Annotated in this window: 18 protein-coding genes; 8 read left to right on the top strand and 10 right to left on the bottom strand. The window is 69.4% G+C overall.

All coding sequences use genetic code 11. The features are described 5' to 3' along the window. The first annotated feature begins 30 nt into the window (after positions 1–30). A complete protein-coding gene (locus tag NBY65_RS28700) occupies positions 31–510 on the top strand; it encodes a hypothetical protein (protein WP_150045726.1) in 480 nt (159 codons plus the stop codon). 126 nt (positions 511–636) lie between these two features. Here the strand turns inward: NBY65_RS28700 and NBY65_RS28705 are convergent, their stop codons facing one another. The 6 genes from NBY65_RS28705 to NBY65_RS28730 all read right to left on the bottom strand — a co-directional run bounded on the left by NBY65_RS28705 (position 637) and on the right by NBY65_RS28730 (position 6226). Then, complete coding sequence (locus NBY65_RS28705; RefSeq protein WP_338110426.1) at positions 637–873, bottom strand: DUF6614 family protein; 237 nt, start codon at positions 871–873, stop codon at positions 637–639. Positions 874–944: 71 nt separating this feature from the next. Next, positions 945–1976, bottom strand: coding sequence for an ABC transporter ATP-binding protein (locus NBY65_RS28710; RefSeq protein WP_150042427.1), 1032 nt, complete (start codon positions 1974–1976; stop codon positions 945–947). Further along, positions 1969–2964, bottom strand: a complete 996-nt coding sequence (locus NBY65_RS28715; protein ID WP_150042426.1) for an ABC transporter ATP-binding protein — start codon at positions 2962–2964, stop codon at positions 1969–1971. Before NBY65_RS28715 ends, NBY65_RS28710 begins: the two co-directional genes overlap by 8 nt. Before the next feature lie 13 nt (positions 2965–2977). Continuing rightward, positions 2978–3922 carry an ABC transporter permease gene (locus NBY65_RS28720; RefSeq protein WP_150042425.1) on the bottom strand — a complete coding sequence of 315 codons (945 nt, stop codon included), beginning with the start codon at positions 3920–3922 and terminating at the stop codon, positions 2978–2980. Next, complete coding sequence (locus NBY65_RS28725; protein WP_150042424.1) at positions 3919–4908, bottom strand: ABC transporter permease; 990 nt, start codon at positions 4906–4908, stop codon at positions 3919–3921. Before NBY65_RS28725 ends, NBY65_RS28720 begins: the two co-directional genes overlap by 4 nt. 253 nt (positions 4909–5161) lie before the next feature. Continuing rightward, a complete protein-coding gene (locus NBY65_RS28730; protein WP_239002899.1) occupies positions 5162–6226 on the bottom strand; it encodes an AI-2E family transporter in 1065 nt (354 codons plus the stop codon). A 251-nt stretch (positions 6227–6477) separates the two neighbouring features. Here NBY65_RS28730 and otnI point away from each other — a divergent pair, with 251 nt between their 5' ends. The 6 genes from otnI (at position 6478) to metC (ending at position 11981) form a co-directional block, all read left to right on the top strand. Further along, a complete protein-coding gene (otnI, locus tag NBY65_RS28735; RefSeq protein WP_150042423.1) occupies positions 6478–7257 on the top strand; it encodes a 2-oxo-tetronate isomerase in 780 nt (259 codons plus the stop codon). Positions 7258–7548: 291 nt separating this feature from the next. After that, positions 7549–8430: a helix-turn-helix domain-containing protein gene (locus NBY65_RS28740; RefSeq protein ID WP_150042422.1), complete on the top strand. Its 882-nt coding sequence runs from the start codon at positions 7549–7551 to the stop codon at positions 8428–8430. A gap of 108 nt (positions 8431–8538) precedes the next feature. Continuing rightward, a complete protein-coding gene (locus NBY65_RS28745) occupies positions 8539–9183 on the top strand; it encodes an NUDIX domain-containing protein (protein ID WP_239002898.1) in 645 nt (214 codons plus the stop codon). After that, positions 9180–9893: an alanyl-tRNA editing protein gene (locus NBY65_RS28750; RefSeq protein WP_150042420.1), complete on the top strand. Its 714-nt coding sequence runs from the start codon at positions 9180–9182 to the stop codon at positions 9891–9893. The genes NBY65_RS28745 and NBY65_RS28750 overlap by 4 nt, the downstream gene beginning before the upstream one ends. 13 nt (positions 9894–9906) lie before the next feature. Then, entirely contained in the window at positions 9907–10746 is an 840-nt protein-coding gene (gene sseA, locus NBY65_RS28755; RefSeq protein ID WP_150042419.1) for a 3-mercaptopyruvate sulfurtransferase, read from the top strand. A gap of 5 nt (positions 10747–10751) precedes the next feature. Then, complete coding sequence (metC, locus tag NBY65_RS28760) at positions 10752–11981, top strand: cystathionine beta-lyase (protein ID WP_150042418.1); 1230 nt, start codon at positions 10752–10754, stop codon at positions 11979–11981. A gap of 81 nt (positions 11982–12062) precedes the next feature. Here metC and NBY65_RS28765 read toward each other — a convergent pair whose 3' ends face one another. From NBY65_RS28765 to NBY65_RS28780, 4 genes are all read right to left on the bottom strand, one after another. Next, the gene (locus NBY65_RS28765) at positions 12063–13769 is read right to left on the bottom strand and encodes a sensor histidine kinase (protein ID WP_150042417.1); all 1707 of its coding nucleotides are present in this window, start codon (positions 13767–13769) and stop codon (positions 12063–12065) included. A 115-nt stretch (positions 13770–13884) separates the two neighbouring features. Continuing rightward, positions 13885–14133: a hypothetical protein gene (locus tag NBY65_RS28770; protein WP_408895387.1), complete on the bottom strand. Its 249-nt coding sequence runs from the start codon at positions 14131–14133 to the stop codon at positions 13885–13887. A 91-nt stretch (positions 14134–14224) separates the two neighbouring features. After that, positions 14225–14800, bottom strand: coding sequence for a sigma-70 family RNA polymerase sigma factor (locus NBY65_RS28775; protein WP_150042416.1), 576 nt, complete (start codon positions 14798–14800; stop codon positions 14225–14227). A 221-nt stretch (positions 14801–15021) separates the two neighbouring features. Continuing rightward, entirely contained in the window at positions 15022–15519 is a 498-nt protein-coding gene (locus tag NBY65_RS28780) for a sigma-70 family RNA polymerase sigma factor (protein WP_239002897.1), read from the bottom strand. A gap of 74 nt (positions 15520–15593) precedes the next feature. On the opposite strand from NBY65_RS28780, the gene NBY65_RS28785 reads away from it, so the two are divergent. Then, positions 15594–16334 (top strand): response regulator, encoded by a 741-nt coding sequence (locus tag NBY65_RS28785; protein WP_150042415.1) that lies wholly within the window; start codon positions 15594–15596, stop codon positions 16332–16334. The last annotated feature ends 214 nt before the right edge of the window (positions 16335–16548 follow it).

Raw genomic sequence — 16548 nt, forward strand, 5'->3', positions numbered from 1 at the left:
CCGTTTGACGGGGGCGTGCCCAGGCTGTAATTGAGACTTATTCTCATTAGCAATACGAAGCAGGAGGCGGCCCTGTACGCGTATCTCGACCAGAAGGTGAACGATCTGGCCTTGCGTGACCGCTTCCTGCTCAATGTCACCCGTGTCTGGGTGCTCGCCCGCACCCTTGGCGGTGATCCGCGCCAGCCGCTCACGCCGCGCTTCGCCCGGTTTGGCGTGGGCGAAGCGCTGGAGGATTTCGATGCCGCGATGACCCTGCTCGACCGGAGCTCACGCGAAACCCTCCGCTTCGAACGCCCCTGCGCCCTGCGCGTGGAGGAAGCCGAAGCGGTGCTGCTCGCCACCTGGGAGGCGCTGGGCCGCGGCGAGGCCGCCCAGGCCCGGCGCGTGCTGGAACACCTCGCAGGCACCGAGGCAGGCCATATCCTGCGGCACATGCTGGCGGTGACGGAATGGCTGCGGATGCTCTCGCCGACACGGATCTCGCGGCCGGCGGGCGAGACCTCCTAGCCAGGCAGCACGACTGGGCAGCACAGCAAATGCAGTGTAGGGCGGATAAGCGCAGCGCAATCCGCCACCGCAACGCTCTGCGAGGTGGCCATCTTGCGTTGGCGGATTGCGCTGCGCTTATCCGCCCTACATGACGACATGACCTGCGCTGAAACCCCGCCAACGCGGCCCGTCCTGATCCGAGCGCCTCTGGGGTGGAGTCCTGGCCTTTCTCTCAGAACCGTCCTCGCCGCGCTGGCGGACCGGGTCGGGAAAATCGCGGGTCAGACCGAACTGGGTATTGCGCACCAGCGAATTCATGCCGTGATGCGCCTCCTCGTCCGCCCCCGTGCGGGTCGCCATGCGCTCAAACAGGTCCTGCAAGGGTCGTGTCGCGCACGCCCGGCCTGAGGTCGCACCAGATGTGATAGATGTCCATTCCGCCTCCCCCTGGCTCAGGGTTGCGCGCGCCCTTCCTCCACGGCGTGGCAGGCCGCGAGCACCGGCCCCTCGGGAGCCTGGACCCGGGTGTGCCCGGGCTTCTCCTCCCGGCAGCGCGCATTGGCGAGCGGGCAGCGCGGGTGGAACGGGCAGCCCGAGGGTGGATCGATCGGGCTCGGCACCTCGCCGCCCACAGGGATGCGGGCGCGGCCGGCCATCTCGAGATCCGGGATCGCGTCCAGCAGCATCCGCGTGTAGGGGTGGTGCGGCGTGCGGAAGATCGCCTCGACCGGGCCGATCTCGACGATGCGGCCGAGATACATCACCCCGAGCCGGTCGGAGACGTGGCGCACCACCGCGAGATTGTGGCTGATGAACAGGTAGGTCAGCCCCAGCCGCGCCTGCAGGTCGCGCATCAGGTTCAGGATCTGCGCCTGCACCGAGACATCCAGCGCGCTGGTCGGCTCGTCGCAGACCAGGAATTCCGGCTCGCTCGACAGCGCCCGCGCGATCGAGATGCGCTGGCGCTGGCCGCCGGAGAATTCGTGCGGGAATTTCTCCCCATCGGCCGGGGAAAGCCCGACCTGCATCAGCAACTGCCCGACCCGCGCGGCGATATCGGCGCGCGTGCGCAGCAGGCCGAAGGCGCGGATCGGCTCGGCCACGATATCCCGTACCCGCCAGCGGGGATTGAGCGAGGCGTACGGGTCCTGGAAGATCATGTTCATGCGCCGGCGCAGTGCCGGCTGCGCCCGCGCGGCCGAGAGCGGCTGGCCCTCGAAGCGGATCTCGCCCCCGCTCGGCGGATAGAGCCCCACCGACAGCCGGGCGACGGTTGACTTGCCGCAGCCGCTCTCGCCCACCAGCGACAGCGTGGTGCCGCGGGGAATGGCGAAGCTGACATCGTCGACCGCCCGCAGCACGGCGCGCTTCTCGCGCGCCAGCTTGCGTTGCAGCCAGGGACGCGAGACGTCGAAGCTGCGGGAGACCTCGATCGCCTCCAGCACCACCGGGCCGGACGCGGCGCGCAGCGATCCCTCAGGCATCGGCCGCCACCTGGGCCGGGTGCACCGCGCCGCGATCATGCAGCCAGCAGGCGGCGCGGGTGGCGCCGGCCTGCAGCAGGTCCGGGCGCTCGACATGGCAACGGTCGAACACACGCGGGCAGCGCGGATTGAAGGCGCAGCCCGGCGGGATGGCATTCAGGCGGGGCATGGCGCCATCGATCTGGCGCAGCCGCCCGACCCGATGCTCGAGCGAAGGGATGCTGCCCATCAGGCCTTCCGTGTAGGGGTGGGCGGGATGCTTCACCACGTCGCGCACCGGCCCGATCTCGGCGATGCGGCCGGCATACATGACGGCGACGCGATCGGCGGTCTCGGCGATCACCCCCATGTCATGGGTCACCAGCATCACCGAGGTGCCGTGGTCGCGGGTGAGGCGCCGGAGCAGCGCGATGATCTGCGCCTGGATCGACACATCGAGCGCGGTGGTCGGCTCGTCGGCGATGATGAGGCGCGGCTCGGCGCAGAGCGCGAGCGCGATCACCACGCGCTGGCGCATGCCGCCGGAGAATTCGTGCGGATAGGCGTCGATGCGACGGCGCGCCGCCGGGATGCCGACATCCTCCAGCCATTGGACGGCCCGTTCGCGGGCGTCGCGGTCGGACAGGCGCAGATGCGTCTGCATGGTCTCGACCAGTTGGCGGCCGACCGAATGCAACGGATTGAGCGTGGTCAGCGGATCCTGGAAGATCGCGCCGATCTGGCGGCCGCGGATCAGGCGCATGCGCTCGGGCGGCAGGTCGTCGATGCGGTTGCCATCCAGCAGGATGCGCCCGCCGGCGATCCGGCCGGGGGGTTCCAGCAGGCCGATGATGGCGGCGCCCGTCATCGACTTGCCCGCCCCGCTCTCGCCCACCACCCCGAGCACCTCGCCGGGATCGATGGCGAGGGAAACGCCGTCGAGGGCACGCAGCACGCCGCGCCGCGTCGGGAATTCGACCACCAGGTCCTGCACGTCGAGCAACGGCATCAGCGGGCGCCCTTCATCGCAGCCGCGGATTCAGCGCATCGCGCAGCCAGTCGCCGAGCAGGTTGATGGACAGCACCAGCATGGCCAGCGTGAGTCCCGGAAAGATCGTGATCCACCATTCGCCGGAAAACAGGAAATCGTTGCCAATTCGGATCAGCGTGCCGAGCGAGGGCTGAGTCGGCGGCAGCCCGACGCCCAGGAAGGACAGCGTGGCCTCGTCGACGATCGCGAGCCCCACGTTCAGGGTCGCGATCACCAGCACCGGGCCGAGCACGTTCGGCAGGATATGGGTCGCCATGATGCGCAGCGGCGAGAGCCCGATGACGCGCGCCGCCATGACGTATTCGCGACCGCGCTCGATCAGGGTGGAGCCGCGCACGGTGCGGGCGAATTGCGGCCAGCGGGCGATGCCGATGGCGAAGACCAGCACGTAGATCTGCAACTGGTCGTGCAGATCCCGCGGCAGCACGGCGCGCACGATGCCGTCCACCAGCAGCGCGATCAGGATCGCCGGGAAGGTCAACTGGATGTCGGCGATGCGCATCAGCACGGTGTCGACCAGACCGCCCACATAGCCCGCGACCAGCCCGATGACGATGCCGACGACCAGGGCGAAGCCCACCGCCAGCACGCCCACCACCAGGCTGACGCGCATGCCGTACATGATCGTCGAGAGCACGTCCCGGCCCTGGTCATCGGTGCCGAGCGGGAAGCTCCAGTCGCCCTCACCGCCCAGGAAGGCGGGCGGGCGCAGGCTGTCCATCAGCGACAGGCTCGCCAGGTCGAACGGGTCGTGCGGCGCCAGCCAGCGCGAGAACACCGCGGCGATGACCAGCACGGCCACCACCAGGGCGGAGATGACCGCGATCGGCGAATGCCGGAACGACCAGACGACGTCGCTGTCCCAGAGCCGCGCCAGCGCGCGGGGACGGCGGACGGTGGAGGCGGTGGCGCTCATCGCGCCGCCCCCGCGCCGCGACGGTCCAGGCGCAGCCGCGGATCAACTGCATAGTAAAGCAAATCGACGATCAGGTTGATCAGCACGAAGAACACCGCGATCAGCAGCAGGTAGGCGGACATCACCGGGATATCGGCGACGCCGATCGATTGCACCAGCAGCAGCCCCATGCCCGGCCACTGGAACACCGTTTCGGTGACGATCGAGAAGGCCAGCAGGCCGCCGATCTGCAACCCGACGATGGTGATCACCGGCACCAGCGTGTTCTTCAGGGCATGGCCGAAATTGATGACGCGCTCCGACAGGCCGCGGGCGCGGGCGAACTTGATGTAGTCGCTGCGCAGCACTTCCAGCATCTCCGCCCGCACCAGCCGCATGATCAGCGTCATCTGGAACATCGCCAGCGTGACCGCCGGCAGCACCAGCGAGCGCAGCCCGCTGAGAGTCAGGAAGCCGGTGCTCCAGTGTGCGAAATGCACCACCTCGCCGCGGCCGAAGCTCGGCAGCCAGCCCAGCACCACGGAGAAGACCAGGATCAGCAGGATGCCGATCAGGAAGGTGGGCAGCGACACGCCCAGCAGCGAGAACACCATGAAGGCGCGTGCCAGCGGCGAATGGCGGCGGATGCCGGTGTAGACGCCCATCGGCACGCCGACCGCCAGCGCCAGCAGCGCCGCCGAGAAGGCCAGTTCCACGGTGGCGGGCAGGCGTTCGAGGATCAGCTCGGAGACCGGGCGGGCGATACGGTAGGAAATGCCGAACTGCCCCTGCGCCACCGCCCACATGAATTTCGCGTACTGCACCAGGAAGGGCTGGTCGAGGCCGAGCTGCTGCACCAGCGCCTGGCGCTGCGCCTCGGTGGCGTCCTGGCCGAGCATGATGCTGACCGGATCACCGACGAAGGCGAACATGGCGAAGGAGATGAAGCCGACGACGAGCAGCACCGGGATCGCCTGCAGAAGCCGTGAGATGATGAAGGCGAACATGCGTGCCGATCCAAAGCCCCCTTCTGGGCCGGCCTGCCAGCCGGCGTGCCGCGACGTTATGCCAGAGAGAACGGCCTTGCAAACCCCGGTAAAGACGGGAAAAGACGGCGCCTGACCCGGAACGTACCGCCGGGCCGCCAAACGTACGGATCGGAACGAAACGATAACGGCCGGCTTGTTGCAGTATCCGCCTGCGGCTTCTGCATCCGGCCGGCGCGGCCTGACGGAGTGCCGCGCCGGACGTAACCGTACATTACTTCACATCCACAACCGTTGCATCGCCGCGGGCCCATTCGGCGACCAGGGTGTAGCCGACGCCAAGCAGCACCGGCCCCACGAAGATGCCGAGCAGGCCGAAGGCGATCGCGCCCCCGAGCACGCCGAGCATGGTCAGCAGGAACGGCAGTTGCGCCCCGCGCGCGATGAAGAACGGGCGGATCAGCGAATCCGCGCCGGACACCGCGATCACGCCGTAGAGGAACAGGAAGATGCCCCAGGCCGTCTTCCCCTCCGCCAGCAGCCAGAGCGAGGCCGGGATCCACACCACCGGCGCCCCGATCGGCAGCACCGACAGCCCGCCCGCGATCAGGCCGAGCAGCAGGGGGCGCGGCACGCCGGACAGCCACAGCCCGAACGTGGTCAGAATGCCCTGCACGATCGCGGTGCCGAGGATGCCATAGACCACGCCACGGATCGTCGCCCCGGTCACCTCGATCAGGCGCGGCCCCCGCGCGCCGGCGATGCGCAGCAGCACCAGGCGCAGCGTCGCCGCCAGCCGGTCGCCGGAGGCGAAGAAGAAGAAGGCGACGAACAGGGCGAGCAGGAACATCAGCACGCCATTGGCCAGGCCCAGCAGCAGCGAGAGGCCGAACTCCGCCGCCATGCCGAAATAGGGACGAAAGAAATCACCCATGACGGAGAGGTCGGCGGCCCACGAGTTCCACAGCCCGCCCAGGGTCGGGCCGATCAGCGGCACGTCGAACAGCCAGGACGGCGCGCCCGGCAGGCCCGCGGCCAGCGCCGCCTGCACGGTCTTGCGCAGCCGGTCGACGTCGTCCGCCCCGCCCGGCGCCGCCAGCGCCAGCGGCAGCACCACCAGCACGAAGGCCGCCGAAACCATGATGCCGGATGCCGGCACCCGGCTGAGGCCGGCGCGCTCGCGCAGCCATTCATAGGCCGGCCAGGTCGTGTAGGTGAGGATCGCCGCCCACAGGATGCCGGAAAAGAACGGCCACAGGACCAGCACGCAGCCGACGCCGACACCACCCAGCAGCATCCCCATCAGCACGCGCTCGGCGATCATGACGTTGGTCGGCATCGCTGTCTGCTCCTGTCCCGTTCCGTGGGGGTATCGGGCAAACCGGCCTTGCTCCGCAACGCCCCGCTCCGGCCGGCCCGGCCGCGGAACGGCGCGGTCAAAACCCGCAACCAAGGCAGACCGGCCGTTTACGGTCGAACCGGAAGCGCTTTAGTGTCCGGGGCGCGACGGCGCCATCGGTCCCGTCGCGCCAACCGGCCCACCCGATCAAGAGCCCGTCAGGGCCGCAGCCCCTGGAGGGAGAAACCCGCATGCCGCGTCTGGCCGCCAACCTGACAATGCTGTTCAACGAGGTCGATTTCCTGGACCGCTTCGACGCCGCGGCGCAGGCCGGCTTCAGCGGCGTCGAGTTCCTGTTCCCCTATGACTATCCCGTCGCCGAGCTGCGCACACGGCTGCAGGCGAATGGCCTGACCCAGGTGCTGTTCAACCTGCCGCCGGGCAACTGGTCCGCCGGCGAACGGGGACTCGCCGCCTTGCCGGGACGCCAGGCGGAGTTCCGGGATTCGGTGCGACAGGCGCTGGAGTACGCGGCCGCGCTGGGATGCCGCACGCTGCACTGCATGGCCGGCATCCCCGGTCCGGAGGTGCCCTTCGCCACCGCCGCCGCCGTCTATGCCGCCAATCTCGCCTGGGCCGCCGAACAGGCGCACGGCGCCGGCGTGAAGCTGGCCATCGAGCCGATCAATCACCGCGACATGCCGGGCTACCACCTGCACACCCTGGCCCAGGGCGCGGCCATCGTGACCGCGATCGGCCCGGACCGGCTCGGGCTGCAGTTCGACATCTATCACTGCCAGGTGACCGAAGGCGACATCACCCGGCGGATCGAGGCGCACCTGCCCATCATCGCGCATATGCAGCTTGCCGACGTGCCGGACCGCCACGAACCGGGCACCGGCGAGATCGGCTGGGACCATCTGTTCCGGCACATCGACGCCCTCGGCTACGGCGGCTGGATCGGCTGCGAGTACCGCCCGGCGAAGGGGACCGTGGCCGGCCTGGCGTGGCGCAGGCGCTACGGCGTGTAGCGCGGCGCGGTCCCACCGCGACACCGGCGCCGCCCCCGCCCCCCCCCCCGCCCTCGTGCGGGCGATCGAAACCATGTCCAATCCACAACCATGAGGCATTCGACCGGAAAACCACGTTAAAGGTCCGTTATATAACCGTTGAGTTGCGTTAACGGGTGAGAAGGCGCTCTTTGGTCGGGTTTGGGGTTGGATTTCCGGACGAATCGCAAATATGGTAGGCCCCGCTCACATCTGAGACGTTTCGGGGGACGCCGGATGTCGGGCTTCGTCGTCTCTGCACGGAGCACCGCCATGCGCTTTACCGAGATCGGCCAGCAACTCCGTGCCTACCGCCTGGAGTCGGGCCTGCGTGCCGAAGAAATCGCAGCCCGGCTGGGAGTCTCACGCGCCGCGCTTTATCGCTATGAAAAAGGCGAAGTGATCAAGCTCGACACGATCAAGCGGCTTGCCGAACTGCTGAAGATCTCCCCGCTGTCGCTGCTTGGGATCGGTGTCGAATATTACCATCGTCCGATCGGCTATTTCGAGCGGATCCGGCAGATCGAGGAAACCACCGACCAGATCCTGCAGGTCGACGGCATGCCGGCCTACCTGGTGACCTCCGACTCCTATGATACCGCCCTGGCCGCGGCCTTCGAGGAAACCGGCGAACAGACCCGGGTCGAACGGGGGCAATGGCGGGCGACCGCCGAGCAGGTCCTCGGCATCCTGGCCGCCCGCAAGCGGCTCTATGCCGTGCGCAAGCCAGGCATCATCTGCATCCTCTCCCTGGCACGACTCACCCGTTTCCTGGAAACCGGGATCGCCGGCACCGTACCATTGTCGGAGCGCACACGCCGGCTGTGCCGGCAGGTGGCGGCGGCCGAGGTGCAGAACATCGCGGCGCTGATGGAAGCCGAGCCCATGGGGCTGCAGTTCGGCCTGCTCACCGGCACCGAGCCCACCGGCAGCTTCAAGATCCTGCGGGCGCGCGATCGCGCCATGCTGGCGGTGAACCCGTTCCGGCCGGACAGCCCGCCCGGCGCCGCCACCGGTGTCGCCATGATCACCGGCGCCGACGAAGCCATCGCGGCCCATCAGCGCGTCGCCGAGGCGCTCTGGAAGGAAGCGGTCAAGGGCACCAACGCGGCGGCACGGGTGCGCGACTTGCTGGCGACGCAAATGGTGGCCTGAGGGCCGGATCGTCCCGCCACGCGCGCCGGGCGAAACCCGGCCGCGCCCTGGATCCCATCCGGATGGCCGGGGTGGGCAGCCACGCGACCGCGTTCTATGGTGCCCCCGATGCCCAAGTCATCCCCCCTCCCCCCCTGGCCCGGCCTGACCGTCGAGTCCGACGAAACGGTCTGGAACGGCCGCTTCCCGCTGCAGCGGATCAAATTCCGCCACCGGCGTTTCGACGGCGACACCAGCCCGGTGCGAACCTGGGAATTGTGGCGCCGCGGCCGTGCCGCCGCCCTGCTGCCCTATGACCCGGTCGCCGACGTAGTGGTGCTGATCGAGCAGTTCCGCCTACCCGCCCTCGCCGCCGGCGTCGATCCGGTGATGGTGGAAGTGCCCGCCGGGCTGTGCGACCCGGGCGAGGACGTCGCCACCACCCTGGTGCGCGAAACGCAGGAGGAACTGGGCCTCACCCCGCGCCGCATCCTGCCGATTTCCGATATCCTGCTCTCGCCGGGCGGCTGCGACGAATTCTGCGCGCTGCATGCCGGCGAGGTCACCGCCCCGCCCTGCGACGCGGAGGGGATCGTCGGCCGCACCGGGCTTGCCTCCGAGGCCGAGGACATCCAGGTCCGCATCTGGCCGGCCGACCGCGCCATCGAGGCGGCGCTGGCCGGGCAGATGCCCAATGCCGTCACCGCCATCGCGCTGCTCTGGCTGGCCGCGAAGCGGGAGACGCTGCGCACGCTGTGGAAGGACCCCGCATGACCGACCGTCTGTTCCTCGATGAGCCTACCCTCCGCACCGTGCTCGCGACCGTGGTCGCGGCGGCGCCGGAAGGCATCGTGCTGGACCGGACGATCTTCTACGCCCGCTCGGGCGGCCAGCCGGGCGATGTCGGCGTACTGCGCTGGGCAGGCGGCGAAACCGCGATCGCCGACACGGTGAAGGGCGACGGCGCGGCCATCCTGCACATCCCCACCGCGGAGGCGCTGCTGCCGCCGGTCGGCGCGACCGTGGAAGGCGCCATCGACTGGCAGCGGCGGCACCGCCTGATGCGCATGCACACGACCCTGCACCTGCTGTGCACCGTACTTCCGGGCATCGCCGTCACCGGGGGATCGGTGCGGCCCGACAGCTCGCGGCTTGATTTCGACCTGCCGAGCCCGCCCCCGCGCGAGGAAATCGAGCAACACCTGAACGCGGTGATCGCGGCCGCCCATCCGGTGCGCACCGAATGGGTGGACGAGGCGGTGCTGGACGAGAACCCCGCCCTGGTCCGTACTCTGTCGGTGCAGCCGCCACGCGGCAGCGGGCGGGTGCGACTGGTGCGCATCGGCGCCGGCGAGCCGCCGGTCGATCTGCAGCCCTGCGGCGGCACCCATGTCGCCAACACCGCCGAGATCGGCCCCGTGGTGGTGCGGAAGATCGAGAACAAGGGGCGCCAGAACCGCCGCATCACCGTCGCCCTGGCCTGATCGGAGGTTGCCGATGACCGCACCGCTCGTCTCCACCACCTGGCTGGCCGGGCGCCTCGGCGCGCCGAACCTCGCGGTGTTCGACGCCACCCTCTATCTGCCCAACGAGCCGAAGGACGCGGCGGCGGAATTCCGGCAAGCCCGCATCCCCGGCGCGCGCTTCTTCGATATCAATGCCATCGCCGATGCCGACACCGACCTGCCGCACATGGTCCCGACCCCCGGCCGGTTCGCGAAGCTGGTGGGGGCGCTCGGCATCGCCAACGACACCACCGTGGTCTTCTACGACCAGAAGGGCCTGTTCTCCGCCGCCCGCGGCTGGTGGATGATGGGGCTGTTCGGCCATGACCGCGCCGTCGTGCTGGATGGCGGCCTGCCGAAATGGCTGGCCGAGGGCCACCCGACCGACTCCGGCGACCCGCCGCCGCCACCGCCCGCGACCTTCCGCCCCGATTTCCGGGCAAAGCGCCTGCGCGGCATCGGCGACATGCTGGCAAACCTCGCCACGGCGGGCGAACAGGTGCTCGACGCCCGCGCCGCCGGCCGCTTCAACGCGACCGTGCCGGAGCCGCGCGCGGGCATGCGGTCGGGCCACATCCCGGGGGCGGCAAGCCTGCCCTTCACCGAACTGCTTGCCCCCGACCAGACCATGCTGCCGCCCGAGGCCCTGCGCGCCCGCCTCGCCCAGGCCGGCGTCGATGGCAGCCGGCCGGTGGTCGCCTCCTGCGGCAGCGGCGTGACCGCCTGCGTGCTCGCGCTCGCCATGGTGCGCGCCGGCCTGCCGCACGCGGCGGTCTACGATGGATCCTGGACCGAATGGGGCGGCCGCCCCGATACCCCGGTGGAGACCTGACGCTGATGCCCGATGACGCCGTGCCGCCCCAGAAGCCGCGCCTGACCACCCGCCTGTCACATGCCGGCCGCGCCGGAACCCATGTGCACGGCTTCGTCAACCCGCCGGTGCATCGCGGCTCCACCGTGCTCTATCCCGACATGGCCGGGCGCCGCGCCGCCTTCGCCCACCGGCTGGAGCAGAAGCTCGTCTACGGGGTCATGGGCGGGCCGACGCACTGGCCGCTGGAGAACGTGATCGCCGAAATCGAGGGCGGCACGCATTGCCAGATCGTCTCCTCGGGCCTGGCCGCGATCACCACGCCGCTGCTTGGCTACACGCGGGCGGGCGACCACGTGCTGGTGCCGGATTCGGTGTACGGCCCGGCCCGCAGCTTCTGCGACGGCATGCTGAAGCGCTTCGGCGTGGAAACCACCTATTACGATCCCGGCATCGACGCCGCCGGCATCGCGGCGCTGTTCCAGCCCAACACCACCGTGCTGTACACGGAAAGTCCCGGCAGCCACACCTTCGAGATGCAGGACATTCCGGCACTCGCCGAGGTGGCGCATGCGCGCGGGGCCAAGGTGCTGATGGACAACACCTGGGGCATCCATTTCTTCCAGCCCTTCACCAAAGGCGTGGACTGCTCGATCCAGGCCCTGACCAAATACGTGGTCGGGCATTCCGACGTCCTGCTCGGCAGCGTCACCGTGAACACGCCGGACGATTGGGAACGGGTCCGCGGCGTGGCACTGTCGCTCGGGCAATATGCGAGCCCGGATGATTGCTGGCTCGCTTTGCGCGGCGTGCGCACCATGGGGGTGCGGCTGGAACGGCAGATGGAGTCCGGCCTGCGCGTCGCCGCCTGGCTGCGCGAGCGGCCGGAAGTGGCGGAGGTGCTGCACCCCGGGCTGCCCAGCGCACGCGGCCACGAGATCTGGAAGCGCGACTTCTCCGGCGCCTGCAGCCTGTTCGGCGTGGTGTTCCAGCCGCAGTTCTCGCAGGCGGCGGTGCACGCCATGGCCGAGGCGCTGAGCCTGTTCGGCATCGGCGCGTCCTGGGGCGGCTATGAAAGCCTGGCCCTGCCCACCACGGGCTTCATCACCCGCACCGCCGGCACCGGGCGCTTCGAAGGCCAGGTGCTGCGGCTGCATATCGGACTGGAAGCCGTGGAGGACCTGACCGCCGACCTGGAACAGGCACTGGCGGTGCTGCGCGCGCATCCTTCGGGGCTGCAGGACCCGGGGTCTTAAAAGCAAAAAGGAAGACACGGGCTCCGCCCGTGACCCGCCAAGGGCCACAAGGCCCTTGGATCCCATTCTCGCTGCGCGGCTTTATGCGGTTGCCGGGGCGTCTTCCGCATCGACTCCGGGGGCGGTTTCGCCGCGACTGCGATGCAGAGTCAGGTCCAGTTCGTAGCGCGTGCCGCCATCCTCGGTAACCGTCAACGGCGCGCCGAGCTGGCGGGCGAAGCCCCGGATGAGCTGCAGGCCAATGCCATCGCGCACGCCGGTCTCGGTTTCGGCGCGGCCGGCGGGAATGCCCACGCCATCATCCTCGATCACCAGACGGGCACGGTCCTCACCCTCGGTGGTCAGGCAGACCTGGATATGGCCCGCCCGCCCATTGGGGAAGGCGTATTTCACCGCGTTGCTGACCGCCTCGGTGACCACCAATGCCAAGGGCACGGCCTGGTCGGAGGAAATCTGCAGCTCCGGCGCCTCGATGGTCAGGCTGATGCGGCTGGGATCACCGACCGCCTGCAGCAACTGGCCACACAGCTCGGTCAGGAAACTGCGCATGTTGATCGTGTGCAGCTCGCCCTCGGCATAGAGGTGCCGGTGCAGCGTCGCCAGCGCGCGGATGCGGTCACGCGCCGCCTGGAATTCCGCCCGCGCCTCCGGCATGCGGATGCGACTGGCCTGCAGGTTCAGCAGAGAGGCGATGATCTGCAGGTTGTTCTTCACCCGATGATGGATCTCCTGCATCAGCAGGTCCTGCTGGGCCAGGGCAGACCGCAATTGCTGCTCGCGCTCGCCCAGCGCGGCCGTCGCCTGCGCAAAACTGGCAGACAGCTCGCGCAACTCGACCGGCATGCCTTCCAACTGACCGGGTGCGAAGCTGCCGCCGCCCCGCCAGCGCCCGACCGCGCGCGCCAGCCGGCGCAACGGTATCACCACGGCAAGGTTGGCCCCCTGCGCCACGGCGGCGATGCCGATCGCCAGCATGACCGCGAGGCCGGCGAAGCGGCGCAGGATCACCCCGCGCGCGGCGCGCTGATCGGCCTCGGCCGGGGTCGCGAGCAGAAGGCGCAGCCCATGCGTCAGCGTCGCCCCGGCATAGGCGTAGGACACCCCGTCCCGTCCGGTACCGATCACGGGATCGGCACTGGTGAACAGGCGTTGCATCAGCGGCCGCGGCGGCAGGGTGGCGGTCGCCGCCCCGGCGACCGGAATCGTCTCGCCGGCCTCGTCGACGAGCCAGAGCGAACTGCCGGCCTCGTAATCGCTCACCTGCTGCGGCGCGGCCAGCCAATCCACGCTGAGCCCCGCGATCGCCATGCCCATGTCAGGACCCGGCAAGGGCAGCGCCGCGACCAGCACCGCGCGACCGCTGACCGGGCCGCGCGTCAGCGATCCCAGGACAAGCCGACCGCTGCGCCGTGCCGCCACGTACCAGCTGTCGTTGCGCATGGACAAACCGCGCGGCACCGCATCTGGCAAAGGCAGGGCACTGCAGCGCAGCCGCCCCTCGCCGTCCAGCAGGCCGACATTGGCATAGCGCCCGGGATGCAGCCCCGGCAGGCTGCGCAGGACCGCATCGCAGCGCTCGGGCGCCAACTGCAGCATATCAGCGCGCGCGGCGAAACTGGCCAACAGCTCCGCCACGTCCGTCATCACCATCTGATGGCGCGCGACCGCGGCCGCCCGCACCAGCGATGCACGCTCCAGGGCACCGGCCGCCACCATGCTGCCGTTCTGCCAGGAGATCCACGCCGCCATGGCGACCACCGGAATGGCCGCCACGCCCAGCAGGACCATGAGACGAGCCCGCACGGTAAGAAGCGCACGCAAGGGGCGCACGCCAGACCGGCCCGTCAGCAGCAGGCCGGACGCGATCCGCGCGACGGAACCTGCCAGCTTGCGCCCGTGGCTGTCATTGCTCCGGCTCCTCCGTACCGGCGGAATCAGGAGTCCCCTTGGCGGCGGCACGCCGATCGTCCTCGATCAGGCGGAGGAGTTCGTCGGGGATCGGTTCGCGGGCGATGCCGTCGAACAATTGATGCAGGCCGCGCTGAAGCCAGAGATCGAACGCCGCTTCACCCCGGTCTTCCTCGCCCCGGCCAGGCGGCGGGGCGGGTAACTGCCGAATGTCCTTCCGCCGCGTCATCGCGAGGTGCTTCATGTCCGTTCAGGCCCATCAGCGGGCGGCCCTGCCGCAGGCGACAGGCCGCCACTGCCACGCCCCAGAAACCGGGCCCGTTGGCCCAGAGTTATTATAACGGAGTCCGATCCACCTGCCCGGTCGATTCTCGTGCGCCGGGGGCATGGCTCGCCACCGTTTTCGCGCGCGCCGTCTCCTCGGGACGTTCGCCGAACAACCATGCCTCGAGCTGGCGGCGGGCGCGGAAGACGCGGCTCTTGGCAGTGCCGACGGCACACCCCGTGGCCTCGGCCAGGGCCTCGTAGCTCATGCCATGGATCACCACCATCACCAGCGCCTCGCGCTGGTCGGACGGCAGGCGGGCCATCGCCTTGGCCAGTTCCTTCAGCGCCAGCCGGTCCTCATGCGGCGCATCGGAAGCAAACACCGAGCTCGGAACGTCATCGATGTCGGTGGTGTCACGGCGCTTGCGCAGATTGGAGATGAAGCGGTTGCGCAGGATCCGGTGCATCCACGCGGCGAAATTGGTGCCCGGGATGAAGCTGTCCTGGGCGGAAAGGGCATTGCAGACGGAATCCTGGACAAGGTCTTCGGCGGCGGCCCGGTTGCGGGTGAGCGCGAGGGCCTGGACCCGCAGCTTTGGCAGAATGGCGATCACCTGGTCGTGAAATGTCGGGGGCGTCGTCATGCCTGTCTCCAGTGCCTGAGGATGGTCATTAGATGAACCAACTGGGCGCATGGTTGCGTCGATGTCCTCACGAATGCGCGAGCAGCTCCGTCTGTCATGAGCGCACTGCTTATGCTGGGACGCAGTTTGACCCATGTATCGATGCACGCGGCCGCGCAGGGCCGCTGCACGCCGTGATCGACGCGAAGCAACCGCCTGACATGCAGAATCAGTCCAGCCGCTCAGCCCTCCGGCTCCCGGAACGGCGCTGCCATCGCCCGGGCCAGTTGCGCCCGTCCCCGCGACACCCGCGCCTTCATGGTCCCGACCGGCACGCCGCAGATCGCGGCGGCTTCCTCGTAGGAGAGCCCATGGGCCCCCACCAGCACCAGGGCTTCGCGCAGCAGGGGCGGCAGCGCGAAGAGATGTCTTTGCAGATCGGTGAGGTCGACCCGCCCATGCTGCTCGGGCAGGCTGGCCCCGGTCTCGATCGGCGAGTTCTGCAGCGCCGCATGCTCGCTGCGGCGGCGACGGGCCTGTTCGAAGAAGGCGTTGCGCAGGATGGCAAACAGCCACGGGCGCAGGCTGGTTCCATTGACGAGTTGTGGCAATGCCGGCAAGGCGCGGACCAGCGTTTCCTGCACCAGGTCGTCAGCTTCGGCGGTGCCGCGCACGAGAAACCGGGCGTAGCCCCGCAGCTCCGGCAGCAGGGCAATGAGCAGGCGACGCCGTTCGTCCAACCGGGATCCGATCCAGTTCTGCGGGTGGGCGTGGACACTCCGCGCCACTCCCGTCGCACGCAAGGGGCCATGGCATGATCTCACACCATCGCGAAGACCTGCTCCGTGCCCTCCCCTATGTGCGCCGCTATGCGCGCGCCCTGACCGGAAGCCAGGCGGCCGGCGACGGGCTGGTGGCCGACAGCGTGAAGGAGATCCTGGCGGAAGACACCGCCACGGAGGCCCGCATCGCGCTCTACGGGGCGGTGACCCGCCGCTTCGATGCCCTGAGATCGACGACGATCCCTCTGTCCCATGGCCTTTCGCAGCGCCAGCGGCAATTGCTGCTGCTGACGGTGCTGGAGGAGATGCCGCTGGACGCGGCGGCGACCATCGTGCAGGTGCCCCCCGCCGAAGCCGCCGCGGATCTCGAAAGCGCCCGTGACCGGCTGCGCAGCGCCGCCGCCACCGACGTCCTGATCATCGAGGACGAGCCGATCATCGCCATGGACATCGAGGAGCTGGTGCAGAGCTGCGGCCACCGCGTGGTCGGCGTGGCGGCGACCGAGACCGATGCGGTGGCCATCGCCCAGCGCTGCAAGCCCGGCCTGATCCTGGCCGACATCAATCTGGGCCAGGGTGGCGACGGCACGCATGCGGTGGCGCGGATCATGCAACGCCATCACGCCCCCGTGATCTTCGTGACCGCCTATCCCGAACGCCTGCTCACCGGCAACGCGCTTGAGCCGGCCTTCGTTATCACCAAGCCGTTCGAGCCCCTGGCTCTGGCGATCGCCACCTATCAGGCGGTGACCGGCGGCGTGCGGCTGGACTGAGCCCGGGTCCGGGCCCGCACGGAGCTTCCGGCCGCGGACGGCAACGACGCGGCCGATTCGCAAAAGTTTCGACGCACTGCCGATCCGATCCGCCTGCCGCGCGTTCTGTGCCAGGCTTTCGAGGATCAACGGGATCGCAATGCACGCTCGTCTTCCGCCCTGTCGTGTTCCTGATTGTCGACCCGGTCGCCGGCGTGCTTGGTTGCGCCCGGCC

Origin of the sequence: Rhodovastum atsumiense (genome assembly GCF_937425535.1) — a bacterium.
GTDB lineage: Bacteria > Pseudomonadota > Alphaproteobacteria > Acetobacterales > Acetobacteraceae > Rhodovastum > Rhodovastum atsumiense.